We start from the raw sequence: 18,306 nt of genomic DNA on the forward strand, positions 1-18,306 counted from the left end.
AAGGCGGTAAAATGCCGATATAGCTCAGCTGGCTAGAGCAGCTGATTTGTAATCAGCAGGTCGTGGGTTCGAGTCCCTCTATCGGCTCGTAAGTTACTGAAAATAAAGGCGGGGAGATACTCAAGCGGCCAACGAGGACAGACTGTAAATCTGTTGGTTTTTACCTTCGCAGGTTCGAATCCTGCTCTCCCCACAGAAGTTGTTTTGAAAACAACCGGATTTGGGAAGTTTTTTGAAATCTTGAAAATTTTTGGGCTTGGCCCAAAAAAAATGCGGGAGTAGCTCAGTTGGTAGAGCGTCAGCCTTCCAAGCTGAATGTCGCCGGTTCGAACCCGGTCTCCCGCTCTAAGACAATGTCATTCCTGCGAAGGCAGGAGTCACAACCGATTTTTGGTTGTTGATTCAACACTTTACGCCGGTGTAGCTCAGGGGTAGAGCGTTTCCTTGGTAAGGAAGAGGTCACGGGTTCAAATCCCGTCATTGGCTCAAAACGATTTGTACACTAATATAAACTAAGATTAAAATTATTTTAAAATGGCAAAGGAAACTTTTGATCGTTCCAAACCCCACTTAAATATTGGTACCATTGGACACGTGGATCACGGTAAAACAACATTGACTGCCGCTATTACTTCAGTATTGGCCAATGCAGGATTGTCAGAGACAAGAAGCTTTGACTCCATTGACAATGCACCAGAAGAAAAGGAAAGAGGTATCACTATCAACACATCGCACGTCGAGTACCAAACTGAAAATCGACACTATGCACACGTTGATTGTCCGGGTCACGCGGATTATGTAAAGAATATGGTTACTGGTGCTGCCCAGATGGACGGTGCTATTTTGGTTGTTGCCGCAACTGACGGCCCTATGCCTCAGACTCGTGAGCACATCTTGTTAGGACGCCAAGTAGGTATTCCAAGAATCGTTGTTTTCTTGAACAAAGTTGACATGGTTGATGATGATGAACTTTTGGAACTTGTTGAAATGGAGGTAAGAGAATTACTTTCTTTCTATGAATATGATGGTGACAACGGACCTGTAATTGCTGGTTCTGCGCTAGGAGCATTGAATGGTGAGCAAAAATGGGTTGATACCGTAATGGAATTGATGAATGCCGTTGATGAGTGGATTGAGCTTCCAAAGAGGGATGTAGAAAAAGATTTCTTGATGCCCGTTGAGGACGTATTTACAATTACAGGTCGTGGTACCGTTGCCACTGGCCGTATCGAAACTGGAGTTGCCAACACTGGTGATCCGGTCGATATCATTGGTATGGGTGCAGAGAAATTGACTTCTACCATTACCGGTGTTGAGATGTTCCGTAAGATTTTGGACAGGGGTGAAGCAGGTGATAACGTAGGTATCCTTTTGAGAGGTATTGAAAAATCCGATATCAAAAGAGGTATGGTAATCTGTAAGCCAGGTTCCGTTAAGCCACACGCCAAGTTCAAGGCTGAGGTCTATATCCTTAAGAAAGAAGAAGGTGGCCGTCACACGCCATTCCACAACAACTACCGTCCACAGTTCTATGTTCGTACAACGGATGTAACAGGAAACATCAACCTTCCTGATGGTGTTGAAATGGTAATGCCTGGTGATAACTTGACTATCACTGTTGACTTGATTCAGCCGATTGCATTGAGCGTAGGCTTGCGTTTTGCTATCCGTGAAGGTGGTAGAACTGTAGGAGCTGGTCAGGTGACCGAGATTTTGGATTAAGAATAATCATTTAGAATAAATTGCACTAAGGGTGTTCCGCTTTTTGCGGAATACCTTTAAGTGTAAATATAAACGGGTGTAGCTCAGTTGGTAGAGCACTGGTCTCCAAAACCAGGTGTCGGGAGTTCGAGTCTCTCCTCCCGTGCTAGAGAAAATACGATACGTTATGATCACTTATGTTAAGGAGTCCTTTGAGGAATTGAGAAACAATGTCACATGGTTGGATCGTGAGAGAGCATCAAACCTTATGGTAGTGGTAGCTGTTTTTTCCATTCTATTCGCACTGGCAACGTGGGGAGTGGACAGTCTTTTTAGCAAGTTGATCAATTTGTATTTCCAAAATATAATAGGGTAGAGAAGTATGTCTGAGGTTCTGGAGAAAAAATGGTATGTGGTAAGAGCGGTCAGTGGCCAAGAGAATAAAATCAAAGGCTACATTGAGAGTGAGGTGGAACGCAATGGATTTGGAGACTACCTAGAAGAAGTTCTCGTGCCGACCGAAAAGGTGGTTCAAATAAGAAATGGAAAGAAAATTAGCAAGGAGCGGGTTTATTTCCCTGGATATATTATGATAAAGGCCAATTTGGCTGGTGAGATGGTCCATATCATCAAATCCATTACCAATGTCATTGGTTTTTTGGGTGAAACAAAAGGTGGAGATCCTGTGCCTTTAAGAAAATCTGAAGTGAACCGTATGCTGGGCAAGGTAGACGAGCTTGCCGTAAACACGGATAATGTGGCCATTCCCTTTGTTTTAGGTGAAACGGTCAAGGTGATTGATGGACCCTTCAATGGATTCAATGGAACCGTTGAGAAAATCAATGAAGAAAAGCGGAAGCTGGAAGTTATGGTGAAGATTTTCGGAAGAAAAACCCCACTTGAGCTCAGCTATATGCAAGTAGAAAAAGTATAATCTGAGGTCTGATTTCAGATTTCTGAAAATAAAGAGCTGTTACATATAAAGTTGTGTTGCTTCCAAAATTGACACACTTTCATTTTAATCAAAAACAATGGCAAAAGAAGTAGATAAGGTAGTTAAATTACAAGTTAGGGGAGGTGCTGCGAATCCATCGCCACCGGTCGGACCCGCCTTAGGTGCTGCCGGTGTTAACATCATGGAGTTCTGTAAGCAGTTCAATGCACGTACACAGGACAAACCGGGTAAAGTATTACCTGTTGTTATCACCGTTTACAAAGACAAGTCTTTCGAGTTTGTTGTAAAAACACCACCAGCGGCAGTTCAATTGATGGAAGCAGCTAAGATTAAAAAAGGATCTGGCGAACCTAACAGAGTTAAATCCGGTTCAGTGAACTGGGACCAGGTAAGGACCATTGCCGAGGATAAAATGGTAGATCTAAATGCGTTTACCGTGGAATCTGCAATGAGCATGGTTGCCGGTACGGCAAGATCGATGGGTCTTAAAGTATCTGGAAAAAGACCTTTTTAAAATCTTAAAGCAATTTATAAATGGCAAGATTGACTAAAAAGCAGAAAGAAGCCCAAGCCAAGATAGATAGAAATAAACTCTATTCCTTGGATGAAGCTTCAGCTTTGATAAAAGAAATTACCAACGTAAAATTTGACGCTTCCATTGACCTTGCAGTTCGTTTGGGTGTAGACCCGAGAAAAGCAAATCAAATGGTCCGCGGTGTTGTTACCCTTCCACACGGAACAGGTAAGGATGTTAAAGTTTTGGCGTTGGTGACCCCAGACAAGGAAGCAGAGGCCAAAGAAGCCGGTGCTGATTTTGTAGGGTTGGACGAATATTTGGATAAAATCAAGGGCGGTTGGACCGATGTGGATGTAATTATCACCATGCCAAGTGTCATGGGTAAATTAGGACCATTGGGCCGTATTCTTGGTCCAAGAGGTTTGATGCCCAATCCAAAGACTGGAACAGTAACTATGGATGTTGCCAAGGCAGTATCTGATGTGAAGGCCGGTAAAATAGATTTTAAAGTGGACAAAACTGGAATTGTACATGCCGCCATAGGAAAGGCATCCTTCTCAGCGGACAAAATTGCGGGTAATGCCAAGGAATTGATTGATACCTTGGTGAAATTGAAGCCGACAGCCGCCAAAGGGGTCTATATGAAGAGCATTTACATGTCCAGCACCATGAGTCCCAGTGTACAACTAGACCCAAAAGCAGTTTAACTGACTGGTAGTTCAATTTTTAGTTATGACAAGAGAAGAAAAAGCAACAGTAATAGAAGATTTGACTGCACAGTTGGCTGAGAACCCCAATATTTATTTGGCGGATATCTCAGGATTGAATGCCTCCGAGACCTCCAATTTAAGAAGAGCATGTTTCAAGGCCAATGTTAAACTTGCAGTTGTGAAAAATACCTTGCTTGCAAAAGCAATGGAAGCATCTGATAAGGAATTTGGTGAGCTACCCGATGTATTAAAAGGCAATACCTCTTTGATGTTGTCCGAAACCGGAAACGCACCAGCAAAACTTATCAAAAATTTTAGAAAAAAATCAGATAGGCCACTTTTGAAGGGAGCCTTCATAGAGGAAGCGATCTATATTGGAGATGAGACGCTTGACTCGTTGGTCAACATCAAATCCAAAGAAGAGGTTATCGGGGATATCATCGGATTGTTGCAATCCCCAGCCAAGAATGTTATTTCTGGACTTAAGTCTGGTGGTGGTAAATTGGCAGGTATCCTTAAAACACTATCTGAAAAATAATTCGCGCACAATAAACTAAGTATATTTTAAAATTTTTATTAAACGATAGAAAAATGGCAGATTTAAAAGATTTTGCAGAACAGTTGGTTAACCTTACCGTAAAAGAGGTAAATGAATTGGCCGACATATTGAAAGAAGAGTACGGTATTGAGCCTGCAGCCGCTGCTGTAGCCGTTGCCGGTGGCGCTGCCGCTGGTGGAGGTGAAGCCGAGGCCGCTGAGGAAAAGTCAGAATTCGACGTAATCCTTAAAGCAGCAGGAGGTTCTAAATTGGCTGTAGTTAAGTTGGTTAAGGAATTGACCGGACTTGGATTGAAAGATGCTAAGGAAATCGTTGACAGCGCCCCCAAAGCAGTTAAGGAAGGTGTTGCCAAAGATGAGGCAGAAGGAATCAAAAAATCATTGGAAGAAGCAGGAGCAGAAGTTGAGCTTAAATAATAGCTTTTACCATAAAAATTGGGTTAAGGTCTTTCCATAAAATGGTTAGGCCTTAGCCTATTTAATAAGGAGTGTATAAAGCCATACACCTACCCATAGAATATTCACGATCAAAATTTGTCCATTGATGTTCACAAACACTACTGAAAGAGTAAATTTCGCATCCGCTAAGAACATACCGGAATATCCGGATTTCTTGGACATTCAGATAAAATCATTTCAAGACTTTTTTCAACTTGAAACCAAATCTGACGAAAGAGGAAACGAAGGTCTCTACAATACCTTCATGGAAAATTTTCCAATCACAGATACCAGAAACCAGTTTGTTCTGGAGTTTTTGGATTACTTCGTAGATCCACCCAGATATTCCATCCAGGAATGTATAGAACGTGGACTTACTTATAGCGTGCCACTAAAGGCAAGATTAAAATTATACTGTACCGATCCAGAGCACGAAGACTTTGAGACCATAGTCCAGGATGTTTACTTAGGGACCATTCCCTACATGACTCCCAGCGGAACCTTTGTGATCAATGGTGCAGAACGTGTGGTTGTCTCTCAATTGCACAGATCACCAGGAGTGTTCTTTGGTCAATCTTTCCATGCCAATGGTACAAAATTGTATTCGGCAAGGGTAATTCCTTTTAAAGGTTCTTGGATAGAGTTCGCCACGGATATCAACAGCGTAATGTACGCTTATATTGATAGAAAGAAAAAACTACCGGTTACCACACTTTTCCGGGCAATCGGATTTGAGCGGGATAAGGATATTTTGGAAATCTTCGATCTTTCCGAAGAAGTGAAGGTTACCAAAACCGGACTTAAAAAGGTATTGGGCCGCAAACTTGCTGCCAGGGTACTGAACACATGGCATGAGGATTTCGTGGATGAAGATACCGGTGAGGTAGTTTCCATTGAGCGAAACGAAATCGTTCTTGATCGTGATACCGTATTGGAAAAAGAGCATATCGATGAGATTATAGATGCAGATGTAAAGACCATTCTACTCCACAAGGAGAACAATGCACAATCTGATTATGCCATTATCCATAATACCTTACAAAAAGACCCTACCAACTCTGAAAAAGAGGCGGTGGAACATATCTATAGACAACTTCGTAATGCCGAACCACCGGATGAGGAAACGGCTCGTGGAATCATAGACAAGCTGTTCTTCTCTGAACAACGTTACAGTCTCGGCGAAGTAGGTCGTTATAGAATGAACAAAAAATTGGGATTGGATATTGGTATGGACAAAGAAGTTCTTACCAAAGAAGATATTATTACCATCATCAAGTATTTGATTGAGCTGATCAATTCCAAAGCAGAGATTGATGATATTGACCACTTGTCCAATCGACGTGTTAGAACTGTTGGCGAACAATTATCACAACAGTTTGGTGTTGGATTGGCTCGTATGGCACGTACCATTCGGGAGCGAATGAACGTTCGAGACAACGAAGTGTTTACTCCGATTGATTTGATCAATGCAAAGACGTTGTCTTCCGTGATCAACTCTTTCTTCGGAACGAACCAGTTGTCCCAGTTCATGGATCAGACCAACCCGTTGGCCGAAATCACACATAAGAGAAGATTATCCGCACTTGGTCCAGGTGGACTTTCCAGAGAAAGAGCTGGTTTCGAAGTTCGTGACGTTCACTACACCCATTACGGACGGCTTTGCCCTATTGAAACACCTGAAGGACCGAACATTGGTTTGATTTCTTCACTCTCGGTGTTTGCCAAAGTTAACAACATGGGCTTCTTGGAAACCCCCTATCGTAAGGTAGAAGACGGAAAAGTGGACGTGAAGAACCATATCTACTTAAGTGCAGAGGAAGAAGAAGGAATGAAGATTGCCCAGGCTAACATACCGTTAAAAGATAATGGGGCGATTGATAGGGAAAAAGTAATTGCCCGTGAAGAAGGCGATTTCCCGGTGGTCGATCCATCCGAAGTTAGCTACACTGATGTGGCACCCAATCAAATTGCTTCAATATCAGCATCATTGATTCCTTTCTTGGAGCATGATGATGCTAACCGTGCGCTGATGGGCTCAAACATGATGCGTCAGGCAGTTCCGTTATTACGACCTGAGTCCCCTATCGTGGGTACTGGTTTGGAGCGTCAAGTAGCTACCGATTCCAGAGTTTTGATCAATGCCGAGGGTAATGGAGTTGTCGAATATGTCGATGCACAAAAAATTACCATTAGGTATGATAGAAGTGAGGAAGAACGTTTGGTGAGCTTTGAAGAAGACTCCAAGACGTATGAGTTGGTAAAATTCAGAAAAACAAACCAAGGTACCAGCATCAACCTGAAACCCATCGTTAGAAAAGGGGATAAGGTGAAAAAAGGTCAGGTACTTTGTGAGGGCTACGCTACCGAAAAAGGTGAATTGGCTTTGGGTAGAAATATGAAGGTTGCCTTCATGCCTTGGAAAGGATACAACTTTGAGGATGCCATCGTAATCTCTGAAAAAGTTGTTAGAGAAGATATCTTCACCTCCATCCACATTGATGAGTATGCTCTAGAAGTTAGAGATACCAAATTGGGTGCTGAGGAGTTGACCAACGACATTCCGAATGTGTCCGAAGAGGCTACCAAAGATTTGGACGAGTACGGGATGATCCGTATTGGTGCTGAGGTTAAACCTGGTGACATCTTGATTGGTAAGATTACCCCAAAAGGTGAATCGGACCCAACGCCTGAAGAAAAACTCTTGCGCGCCATTTTTGGAGACAAGGCAGGTGATGTAAAAGACGCTTCATTAAAAGCATCACCTTCATTGCGAGGGGTGGTTATCGATAAGAAACTGTTCTCGCGTTCCATCAAGGACAAGAGAAAGCGTTCCGAAGATAAAGAAGCCATAGCAAGATTGGAAATGGACTACGAAGTCAAGTTCCAGCAGCTTAAAGAGGTGTTGATCGAGAAACTATTTGGTTTGGTCAATGGAAAAACATCGCAAGGTGTTATGAACGATTTGGGTGAGGAAGTACTTCCAAAAGGAAAGAAGTACACCATCAAAATGCTAAATGCAGTTGATGATTTTGCTCACTTGATTGGAGGAAGTTGGACAACGGATGACACAACCAATGCTTTGGTTGCAGATTTGTTGCACAATTATAAAATTAAGCTGAACGACATTCAAGGTAACCTAAGAAGGGACAAGTTCACCATCTCCGTAGGTGATGAACTTCCCGCTGGTATCATGAAGTTGGCCAAAGTGTACATCGCCAAGAAGCGTAAGCTGAAAGTGGGAGATAAAATGGCAGGTCGTCACGGTAACAAAGGTATTGTGGCAAGAATTGTTCGTCAAGAGGACATGCCTTTCTTGGAAGATGGAACACCTGTGGACATCGTATTGAACCCATTAGGTGTACCTTCAAGGATGAATATTGGTCAGATATACGAAACTGTTTTGGGATGGGCCGGACTGAAATTGGGTCAGAAATATGGAACTCCAATTTTTGATGGTGCCACTTTAGATCAGATCAACGAACTCACTGATGAAGCAGGCGTGCCAAGATTTGGTCACACCTATCTTTATGACGGTGGAACTGGACAACGTTTTGATCAAGCCGCTACCGTTGGGGTTATCTACATGCTGAAATTAGGTCACATGGTAGATGACAAGATGCACGCAAGATCGATTGGACCATATTCATTGATCACGCAACAACCCTTGGGTGGTAAAGCTCAATTTGGTGGTCAGCGATTTGGAGAGATGGAGGTTTGGGCTTTAGAGGCTTATGGAGCATCATCGACCCTTCGTGAAATATTGACCGTTAAGTCCGATGACGTAATCGGAAGGGCCAAGACCTATGAATCCATCGTGAAGGGTGAAACAATGCCTGAGCCTGGATTACCAGAATCTTTCAATGTATTGATGCACGAGCTTAAAGGATTGGGCTTGGATATCAGACTGGAAGAGTAGATTTTATATACACTAATTATATTATCACCATATTGTTATGGCTAGAATAAAAGACAATAACACACCAAAAAGGTTCAATAAAATTTCAATTGGATTGTCCTCTCCAGAGGCTATCCTGGCGGAATCCCGTGGCGAGGTATTGAAGCCTGAAACCATCAACTATAGAACACACAAGCCTGAGCGCGATGGATTGTTCTGTGAGCGGATTTTTGGTCCTGTAAAGGATTATGAATGTGCCTGTGGAAAGTACAAGCGTATCCGGTACCGAGGTATCGTTTGTGACCGGTGTGGTGTTGAGGTTACCGAAAAGAAGGTTCGAAGGGACCGTGTGGGACATATTAATCTTGTAGTGCCTGTGGCACACATTTGGTATTTCCGTTCGTTGCCCAATAAGATAGGATACCTTTTGGGATTGCCTTCCAAGAAGTTGGACATGATCATATACTACGAAAGATATGTGGTCATACAACCTGGAATTGCAAAAGGCCCCGAAGGCGAAGAAATCCAGAAGATGGATTTCTTGACAGAAGAGGAGTACTTGAACATTTTGGAGTCCATTCCGCAAGAAAACCAATATTTGGAAGATAGCGACCCGAATAAGTTCATTGCTAAAATGGGAGCAGAATGTTTGATTGATATACTGTCCAGAATCGATTTGGAACAATTATCATACGAACTGCGGCACAAAGCCAATACGGAAACCTCAAAGCAGCGAAAAACGGAGGCTTTAAAAAGACTACAAGTAGTTGAGGCACTTCGTGAATCCCAAGATAACAGGGAAAACAGACCCGAGTGGATGATTATGAAAGTGATTCCTGTGATTCCACCAGAATTACGTCCATTGGTTCCTTTGGATGGTGGCCGTTTTGCCACGTCCGACTTGAACGATTTGTACCGAAGGGTGATCATCCGTAACAATCGTTTAAAGCGATTGATGGAAATCAAGGCACCTGAGGTGATTTTGAGGAACGAAAAACGTATGCTTCAAGAAGCTGTGGATTCTCTTTTTGATAATACAAGAAAAGCATCTGCGGTTAAAACAGAATCTAACAGACCACTAAAATCCCTTTCCGATTCCTTAAAAGGAAAGCAAGGTCGTTTCCGTCAAAACCTGTTAGGTAAACGTGTGGATTACTCTGCCCGTTCCGTGATCGTGGTTGGACCGGAAATGAAATTGTATGAATGCGGTCTTCCTAAAGATATGGCAGCAGAGCTCTACAAGCCTTTTGTAATCCGAAAGTTGATTGAAAGAGGTATCGTAAAGACCGTAAAATCTGCTAAAAAAATCATTGATAAAAAAGAACCTGTTGTTTGGGATATTTTGGACAATGTGATCAAAGGACACCCAGTGCTATTGAACCGGGCGCCCACATTGCACCGTTTGGGTATCCAAGCGTTCCAGCCCAAACTGATAGAAGGTAAAGCAATCCGTTTACACCCATTGGCATGTACTGCATTTAATGCGGATTTTGATGGGGATCAAATGGCGGTACACCTTCCATTGGGACCAGAGGCTATTTTGGAGGCACAACTTTTAATGTTGGCTTCCCAAAATATTTTGAACCCTGCAAATGGATCACCAATTACGGTACCCTCGCAGGATATGGTATTGGGATTGTATTACATGACCAAGGAACGAAAATCCACCAAAGAGGTGCCTGTTAAAGGCGAAGGAATTACGTTCTATTCCGACGAGGAAGTTGAAATCGCTTTCAATGAGGGTAAAGTCGAGTTAAATGCAGGAATCAAGGTAAGGGTCAAGGATTTTAATGAAGAAGGAGAGTTGGTTCCCCAAATAATCGAGACCACCGTAGGTAGGGTACTTTTCAATAGCGTGGTGCCCGAACAAGCAGGTTACATCAACTCCGTTTTGAACAAGAAAGCCTTAAGAAACATCATTGGTGATATTTTAGCGGTTACCGATGTGCCTACAACTGCAGAGTTCTTGGACAAAATCAAGACAATGGGGTACGAGTTTGCCTTCAAAGGTGGACTTTCCTTTAGTTTAGGTGATATTATCATCCCGGCAGAGAAAGATGAAATGATTGCAGATGCCAATGAACAGGTAGATGGCATCATGATGAATTATAACATGGGATTGATAACCAACAATGAACGCTACAATCAGGTAATTGATGTTTGGACATCGACCAACGCCATGTTGACCGAGTTGGCCATGAAACGAATCAGGGAAGACCAGCAAGGGTTCAACTCTGTTTATATGATGTTGGATTCTGGTGCAAGAGGTTCCAAAGAACAGATTCGTCAGCTTACCGGTATGCGTGGATTGATGGCCAAGCCCAAAAAATCGACTGCAGGTGGTGGAGAAATCATCGAAAACCCAATTCTCTCCAACTTTAAGGAAGGATTGTCCATTTTGGAATACTTTATCTCTACCCACGGTGCGCGAAAAGGACTTGCGGATACCGCTTTGAAAACGGCAGATGCAGGATATCTGACCCGTCGTTTGGTTGATGTTTCCCAGGATGTCATCATCAATATTGAAGATTGCGGCACGCTTCGGGGAATTGAGGTTGAACCATTGAAGAAAAATGAAGAAGTGGTAGAGACCTTGGGAGAAAGAATTCTGGGACGTGTTTCACTACATGATGTGTACAACCCACTTAATGAAGAGTTGGTCCTTAGGGCTGGTCAGGAAATTTCTGAAGCCGATGTGAAGAAAGTCGAGGCGACCCCTATTGAGAAAGTAGAAGTTCGCTCCGCATTGACCTGCGAAGCGCCCAAAGGAATATGCGCCAAATGCTATGGAAGAAACCTCGCTACCAACAAAATGGTGCAACGTGGTGAAGCTGTAGGTGTGGTAGCTGCGCAATCCATTGGAGAGCCTGGAACACAGCTGACATTGCGTACGTTCCACGTGGGAGGTATTGCAGGAAACATTTCCGAGGATAGCAAGTTGGAGGCCAAGTTTGAAGGAATTGCCGAGATAGAAGATTTACGAACTGTAAAAGGAGAGAATAGCGAAGGTAAAAAGGCTGACATTGTAATCTCCAGAACCTCGGAAATTAAGATTATTGATGCCAAAACAGGAATAACATTGAGCACCAATAACATACCTTATGGCTCCCAGTTGTTCATCAAGAATGGCGCAAAAGTTAAAAAGGGTGATGTTATCTGCCAATGGGATCCCTACAATGGGGTAATTGTTTCTGAGTTTACAGGAGAGATTGCCTATGAAAATATAGAGCAAGGAGTTACCTACCAAGTGGAAATTGATGAACAAACAGGTTTCCAAGAAAAGGTGATTTCCGAATCTAGGAACAAGAAACTCATACCTACCTTATTGATTAAGGACGGTAAAGGAGAAACATTGCGTTCATACAACCTTCCCGTAGGATCGCACATCATGGTAGATGATGGTGAGAAAATCAAAGAAGGTAAGACCTTGGTCAAGATTCCTCGTAAATCAGCTAAAGCAGGTGATATTACAGGAGGTCTTCCAAGAGTGACCGAACTTTTTGAAGCACGTAATCCATCTAACCCTGCCGTAGTTTCTGAGATTGATGGTGTCGTTTCATTTGGCAAGATCAAGCGTGGTAATCGAGAGATTATTATCGAGTCCAAATTGGGTGAGATTAAAAAGTACTTGGTAAAACTTTCCAACCAAATTTTGGTTCAAGAGAACGATTATGTCAGAGCTGGTATGCCATTGTCCGATGGCTCCATTACACCAGAGGATATTTTGGCAATCAAAGGACCATCTGCAGTGCAACAATACTTGGTGAACGAAGTTCAAGAAGTATATCGCTTGCAAGGGGTGAAAATCAACGACAAGCACTTTGAAGTTGTTGTAAGGCAGATGATGCGTAAGGTGCGAATCGAAGATTCTGGAGATACCACTTTCTTGGAAAACCAATTGGTTCACAAAGATGATTTCATCAAGGAAAATGACGAGATTTTTGGAATGAAAGTAGTTGAAGAAGCTGGAGATTCCGAAAGGTTGAAACCAGGTCAGATTATTTCCGCTAGAGAGCTCCGTGATGAAAACTCCATTTTGAGAAGAGAAGATAAAGCAGTGGTTACAGCTAGGGACGCCGTAGCGGCGACCGCTACGCCGATTTTACAGGGTATAACCCGTGCATCATTGCAGACCAAGTCGTTTATTTCGGCTGCATCATTCCAGGAAACTACCAAAGTATTGAACGAGGCTGCCGTTAGCGGTAAGGTTGATACATTGGAGGGCTTGAAGGAGAATGTAATTGTCGGACATAAAATTCCAGCCGGTACAGGTATGAGGGATTATGACAGCATCATTGTAGGCTCCAAAGAGGAATACGATGAAATCATGGCCCGAAAAGAGGAATTCAAATTCTAATATAGAAACCCTGGCTTTGGTCAGGGTTTTCTTTTTCAACTTGAAAACAGAACTATGGCAGAAAAAAAACAAAACCAAAAACAAATAAATATTGAATTGGATGAGAAGACTGCGGAAGGAACCTATTCCAATCTAGCAATCATCAACCATTCCGTATCAGAATTTGTAGTGGATTTTATCAGTATGATGCCAGGGGCACCAAAAGCCAAGGTGAAAAGCCGTATTGTTTTAACGCCGCAGCATGCAAAGAAATTTCTAAAAGCCTTAAACGATAATGTAGCGCGATTTGAAAAGGCGCATGGCCCCATTCAGGATTATGAGCAACCGCACATACCACTAAACTTTGGGCCTACGGGTGAAGCATAAAAAAACCGGAACAATTTTACAGTTTTTTATTTTCTGCTAATCGTACTCTGAAGTAAAATGTAGTTTGACCGTTGGATATTTCTGTTGGGTCATTTGCAATGAAAATGCGGAATCTGCCAAAAAGACGAGTTGACCTCTTTTATCGGTGGCCAAAAATTTCTGTTTTACACGTTTGAACTCCTTGAACTCCTCATTGTTTTCATCTTCTGGTTCCACCCAACATGCCTTGTATACCGGAAAGTTTTCATAAGTGCACTTTGCCCCATATTCATGTTCCAAGCGGTACTGGATAACTTCATATTGCAGTGCACCTACGGTACCAATGACTTTTCTGCCGTTCATTTCTAGAGTAAAAAGTTGCGCTACACCTTCATCCATCAATTGGTCAATACCTTTGTACAATTGCTTTGCTTTCATGGGATCAGCGTTGTTGATATACCTAAAATGCTCTGGGGAAAAACTCGGAATCCCCTTGTAATGCAATTTTTCACCACTGGTCAAGGTGTCGCCGATCTTAAAGTGCCCAGTATCATGCAGCCCCACAATATCCCCTGGATAAGAGACATCTACAATCTCTTTCTTTTCCGCAAAGAAGGCATTTGGGCTAGAAAACTTTAGTTTCTTATCGTGCCGTACATGTAAATAGGGTTTGTTTCGTTCAAAAGTTCCCGACACTATCTTTACAAACGCGAGGCGGTCACGATGTTTGGGGTCCATGTTGGCATGGATTTTAAACACAAAACCTGAAAAATCCTTTTCATTGGCCTTTACCAAGCGCTCCTCAGCCATTTTTGGTCTTGGCGGGGGCGCAATGTCCACAAAACAATCCAAGAGTTCGCGAACCCCAAAATTATTAAGGGCAGAACCAAAAAAAACGGGTTGTAGTTCACTTCGCAAATAGGCTTCCTTGTCAAACTCGGGGTATACTCCATTCACAAGTTCTAAGTTGTCCCTGAGATTTTCAGCAGCCTCCTTTCCAATAATATTTTCCAATTCAGGACTGTTTACATCATCAAAGGCAATGGTTTCTTCGATATTCTTTTTGCTTGTACCACTAAAAAGGTTGATGTTTTTCTCATAAATATTGTAGATGCCTTTAAAGTCGTACCCCATACCAATAGGGAAGCTCAATGGGGTAACTGTAAGCCCCAGTTTCTGTTCCACCTCATCCAAAAGGTCAAAAGCATCTTTTCCCTCACGATCCAACTTGTTGATAAAAACAATCATAGGAATATTTCGCATGCGGCAAACCTCAACCAACTTTTCAGTTTGCTCCTCGACACCCTTGGCAACATCGATGACCACGATTACACTGTCCACGGCCGTCAAGGTTCTAAAGGTATCCTCTGCAAAATCTTTATGCCCTGGAGTGTCCAAAATGTTAATTTTCTTATCCTTATAAATAAATGCCAAAACTGAGGTGGCAACTGAAATCCCCCGTTGACGTTCAATTTCCATAAAATCACTGGTGGCCGATTTCTTGATTTTATTGTTTTTTACAGCACCCGCCTCTTGTATGGCCCCTCCAAAGAGAAGCAATTTTTCCGTTAAGGTGGTCTTACCAGCATCAGGGTGCGAAATAATACCAAAAGTTCTACGTCTCGCTATTTCCTTTTCAAAATCCATCAACAAAAATTTGGGCAAAAATAGATCAATTTAATTTTCTGGCTTATGTTATGGCGTTTGATTTGGGATTGTTGATATCAATACAAAAAAACAGGTTTGAATTGCCGCTAAACATAAAAAAGAGATGTATTTTTCAGGGCTGTTTTAGGTTGTGTACCGTGAATTTGGTTTTTGGCAAGATTATGACCGGAGATGTGGTAACTAAGGATGATGAATTCGCTTTTTGTCGATTAAAGTATGCGATTACACAAAATTACATTAAATATGCAATTCGGTTTTTTCGATGACCAAATACAACCTGATCGGAAAAATATTTAATAAGAATAACCCCAATTTTCTTACACGTACGAGAACTACTGGCCATGGTGATTAGTTGACCAAAACTTAATCATTTATGGAGAAGAATACTTTCATGAATTTTGGGAAGGGCTTGATAAATGTATTTTTTCTTGCATTTGTACTCACCGTATACCCCATCACTACTTCTAACGTTGATAACGACGAAACAGGTCGCCTTATGGTTTCCGAATATGTTGATACAGATGGCGATGGTATTTCTGATGAAAAAGATTTAGATGATGACGGAGATGGTATCCTGGACACAGTGGAGGATGCCAATCGCGATGGTGACGGAAAGTGCCATACGCAACCCTCAGATCAAGACAATGATGGCATTCCAGATTATTTGGATATAGATTCTGATAATGATGGTATAATTGACAACATGGAGGCCCAATCCACGTATTTCTATATCCCACCTTCTTGTGAGGATAAAAATAAAAATGGATTGGATGATGCCTATGAAATTCCTTATGGTAACTGTGACGGATTGGTTCCGGTTGATACGGATGGCGATGGAATACCCGATTATAAGGACGTGGATTCTGACAATGACGGTATCATTGACAACGTGGAGGCCCAAACAACCGCAGATTTTGTTGTCCAATCTGGAAAAGACAATAACCAAAATGGATTGGATGATGCTTATGAGGAAATAGGTGATGGTAAATGTGATTATAATGGCAAAGCTTCCCATTATAAAGGAAAGGATAAGGTGGAACTGTGCCACAAAGAAGATAAAAGCTATAAAAACCCGAGAAGAGGATACCATACCATAAGTGTTGCTCCAGCAGCGGTTCAGGCACATTTGGACCATGGGGATACCTTAGGGGCCTGTGAAGAATCCTGCCCGTTCACCGGAGGTTTGCAACCTGTGGACACGGATAGTGATGGGGTTGCTGATTATAGGGATATAGATTCAGATGATGATGGCATCATAGATAATGTGGAAGCTCAGAATGTGGAGAACTATCTTCCGCCTAGTGGTGTAGATTCTGATGGAAATGGCTTGGATGACAATTATGAGGAATATCCAGGCAGTTGTGGAGGAATCGTTCCAATCAATACTGACGAAGATACACAACCAAATTTCAGGGATATAGATTCCGATAATGATGGATTGCCTGATAATGTAGAAGGTCAGTCCACTGCGGGGTATGTTCCACCAACCGGAGACGACGATGACAAGGATGGTCTGGATAATGCTTACGAAAATGACGGGATTACCCCTGAGGATACAGATGGCGATGGTACTCCAGACTATCTGGACGTTGACACGGACAATGATTTGGTCGCGGACAACAACGAGGGCAACGACTTCAACTTCGACGGGGTTCCTGACCAGACCTTCACAGGTACCGACACGGACAACGACGGGCTCGACGATGGCTACGAGGGCAGCAACGTTGACGACGGCTACGATGTGAACGACGAAATCGACGACCCTGCCAACGACCTGCCGGACACCGATGGGACGGAGGACGTGAACTACCGTGACCTTGACGATGACGGTGACGGTATCGACACGCCGGACGAGGACGCGGACGGCGACGGCGACCCTACCGACGACGACACTGACGATGACGGTACGCCCGATTACCTGGACCCCGATGATGATACCAACCTTATTGATGCTGTTAATGACACGTATACTGCAGATGGCTCTGGAGCAGTAATCCCGGACAGCAACGTTCTGGACAACGATACACTGGACGGTGAGCCCGTTACCCTATCGGACGTGATCCTGACCTCCACGCCCACTGACGAGCTGGCGATAAACGAGGACGGGAGCGTGAGCGTGGCCGAGGGGACCCCTGAGGGCACCTACACCATTGAGTACACCATCTGCGAGATCGCCGATGTGGACAACTGCGACACGGCAACGGTGACGATAGAGGTGGGCCCCGGGATGGGGAATGTCATCGATGCGGTGGACGATATGTTCAATACCGATTCCTCTGGAGGCGTGATCCCGGACAGCAACGTGCTGGACAACGACACCCTTGACGGTGAGCCCGTTACCCTATCGGACGTGATCCTGACCTCCACGCCCACTGACGAGCTGGCGATAAACGAGGACGGGAGCGTGAACGTGGCCCCCGATACCCCTGAGGGCACCTATACCATTGAGTACACCATCTGCGAGATCGCCGATGTGGACAACTGCGACACGGCAACGGTGACCATAGAGGTGGGCCCCGGGATGGGCAACGTCATCGATGCGGTGGACGATATGTTCAATACCGATTCCTCTGGAGGCGTGATCCCTGACAGCAACGTGCTGGACAACGACACCCTTGACGGGGAGCCCGTGACCCTATCGGACGTGATCCTGACCTCGACCCCCACGGACGAGCTGACCATCAATGAGGATGGGAGCGTGAGCGTGGCCGAGGGGACCCCCGAGGGCACCTATACCATTGAGTACACCATCTGCGAGATTGCCGATGTGGACAACTGCGACACGGCCACGGTGACCATAGAGGTGGGCCCCGGGATGGGCAACGTCATCGATGCGGTGGACGATATGTTCAATACAGATTCCTCTGGAGGCGTGATCCCTGACAGCAACGTGCTGGACAACGACACCCTTGACGGGGAGCCCGTGACCCTATCGGACGTGATCCTGACCTCGACCCCCACGGACGAGCTGACCATCAATGAGGATGGGAGCGTGAGCGTGGCCGAGGGGACCCCCGAGGGCACCTATACCATTGAGTACACCATCTGCGAGATTGCCGATGTGGACAACTGCGACACGGCCACGGTGACCATAGAGGTGGGCCCCGGGATGGGCAACGTCATCGATGCGGTGGACGATATGTTCAATACAGATTCCTCTGG

General features: G+C 43.9%; 12 protein-coding genes and 5 tRNA genes. 16 read left to right on the forward strand and 1 reads right to left on the reverse strand.

Annotated elements, in window-relative coordinates; translation table 11 throughout:
• Positions 1 to 13: 13 nt before the first annotated feature.
• The 15 genes from GTQ34_RS11560 (at position 14) to GTQ34_RS11630 (ending at position 13,497) form a co-directional block, all read left to right on the forward strand.
• A tRNA-Thr gene (locus GTQ34_RS11560) sits at positions 14 to 87 on the forward strand.
• Positions 88 to 110: 23 nt separating this feature from the next.
• Positions 111 to 193: transfer RNA gene (locus GTQ34_RS11565), tRNA-Tyr, on the forward strand.
• A gap of 79 nt (positions 194 to 272) precedes the next feature.
• A tRNA-Gly gene (locus GTQ34_RS11570) sits at positions 273 to 345 on the forward strand.
• Between the two features lie 69 nt (positions 346 to 414).
• Positions 415 to 486, forward strand: a tRNA-Thr gene (locus GTQ34_RS11575).
• A gap of 48 nt (positions 487 to 534) precedes the next feature.
• Positions 535 to 1,722 carry an elongation factor Tu gene (tuf, locus tag GTQ34_RS11580; RefSeq protein WP_166523960.1) on the forward strand — a complete coding sequence of 396 codons (1,188 nt, stop codon included), beginning with the start codon at positions 535 to 537 and terminating at the stop codon, positions 1,720 to 1,722.
• A gap of 72 nt (positions 1,723 to 1,794) precedes the next feature.
• Positions 1,795 to 1,867: transfer RNA gene (locus tag GTQ34_RS11585), tRNA-Trp, on the forward strand.
• A gap of 21 nt (positions 1,868 to 1,888) precedes the next feature.
• Positions 1,889 to 2,077 carry a preprotein translocase subunit SecE gene (secE, locus tag GTQ34_RS11590; RefSeq protein WP_166523961.1) on the forward strand — a complete coding sequence of 63 codons (189 nt, stop codon included), beginning with the start codon at positions 1,889 to 1,891 and terminating at the stop codon, positions 2,075 to 2,077.
• Between the two features lie 6 nt (positions 2,078 to 2,083).
• Positions 2,084 to 2,635: a transcription termination/antitermination protein NusG gene (gene nusG / locus GTQ34_RS11595; protein ID WP_166523962.1), complete on the forward strand. Its 552-nt coding sequence runs from the start codon at positions 2,084 to 2,086 to the stop codon at positions 2,633 to 2,635.
• Positions 2,636 to 2,732: 97 nt separating this feature from the next.
• Positions 2,733 to 3,170, forward strand: a complete 438-nt coding sequence (gene rplK / locus GTQ34_RS11600) for a 50S ribosomal protein L11 (protein WP_166523963.1) — start codon at positions 2,733 to 2,735, stop codon at positions 3,168 to 3,170.
• 20 nt (positions 3,171 to 3,190) lie between these two features.
• A complete protein-coding gene (gene rplA, locus GTQ34_RS11605; protein ID WP_166523964.1) occupies positions 3,191 to 3,880 on the forward strand; it encodes a 50S ribosomal protein L1 in 690 nt (229 codons plus the stop codon).
• Between the two features lie 25 nt (positions 3,881 to 3,905).
• On the forward strand, positions 3,906 to 4,421 hold the full coding sequence (rplJ, locus tag GTQ34_RS11610) for a 50S ribosomal protein L10 (RefSeq protein WP_166523965.1): 516 nt from the start codon (positions 3,906 to 3,908) through the stop codon (positions 4,419 to 4,421).
• Positions 4,422 to 4,474: 53 nt separating this feature from the next.
• The gene (gene rplL / locus GTQ34_RS11615) at positions 4,475 to 4,858 is read left to right on the forward strand and encodes a 50S ribosomal protein L7/L12 (RefSeq protein WP_166523966.1); all 384 of its coding nucleotides are present in this window, start codon (positions 4,475 to 4,477) and stop codon (positions 4,856 to 4,858) included.
• A gap of 127 nt (positions 4,859 to 4,985) precedes the next feature.
• A complete protein-coding gene (rpoB, locus tag GTQ34_RS11620; RefSeq protein WP_166523967.1) occupies positions 4,986 to 8,795 on the forward strand; it encodes a DNA-directed RNA polymerase subunit beta in 3,810 nt (1,269 codons plus the stop codon).
• Between the two features lie 37 nt (positions 8,796 to 8,832).
• Positions 8,833 to 13,131: a DNA-directed RNA polymerase subunit beta' gene (rpoC, locus tag GTQ34_RS11625; protein ID WP_166523968.1), complete on the forward strand. Its 4,299-nt coding sequence runs from the start codon at positions 8,833 to 8,835 to the stop codon at positions 13,129 to 13,131.
• Between the two features lie 54 nt (positions 13,132 to 13,185).
• Entirely contained in the window at positions 13,186 to 13,497 is a 312-nt protein-coding gene (locus tag GTQ34_RS11630) for a DUF3467 domain-containing protein (protein WP_166523969.1), read from the forward strand.
• Positions 13,498 to 13,533: 36 nt separating this feature from the next.
• On the opposite strand, the gene GTQ34_RS11635 is transcribed toward GTQ34_RS11630, so the two are convergent.
• Positions 13,534 to 15,123: a peptide chain release factor 3 gene (locus GTQ34_RS11635; RefSeq protein WP_166523970.1), complete on the reverse strand. Its 1,590-nt coding sequence runs from the start codon at positions 15,121 to 15,123 to the stop codon at positions 13,534 to 13,536.
• Positions 15,124 to 15,517: 394 nt separating this feature from the next.
• Between GTQ34_RS11635 and GTQ34_RS11640 the strand changes: the two genes are divergently transcribed.
• Positions 15,518 to 18,306 (forward strand): hypothetical protein (locus GTQ34_RS11640; RefSeq protein WP_208103882.1); only part of this gene is annotated, 2,789 nt, incomplete at its 3' end.

The organism is Flagellimonas ochracea, from assembly GCF_009903685.1.
In the GTDB taxonomy this organism is placed as follows: Bacteria; Bacteroidota; Bacteroidia; order Flavobacteriales; family Flavobacteriaceae; genus Flagellimonas; species Flagellimonas ochracea.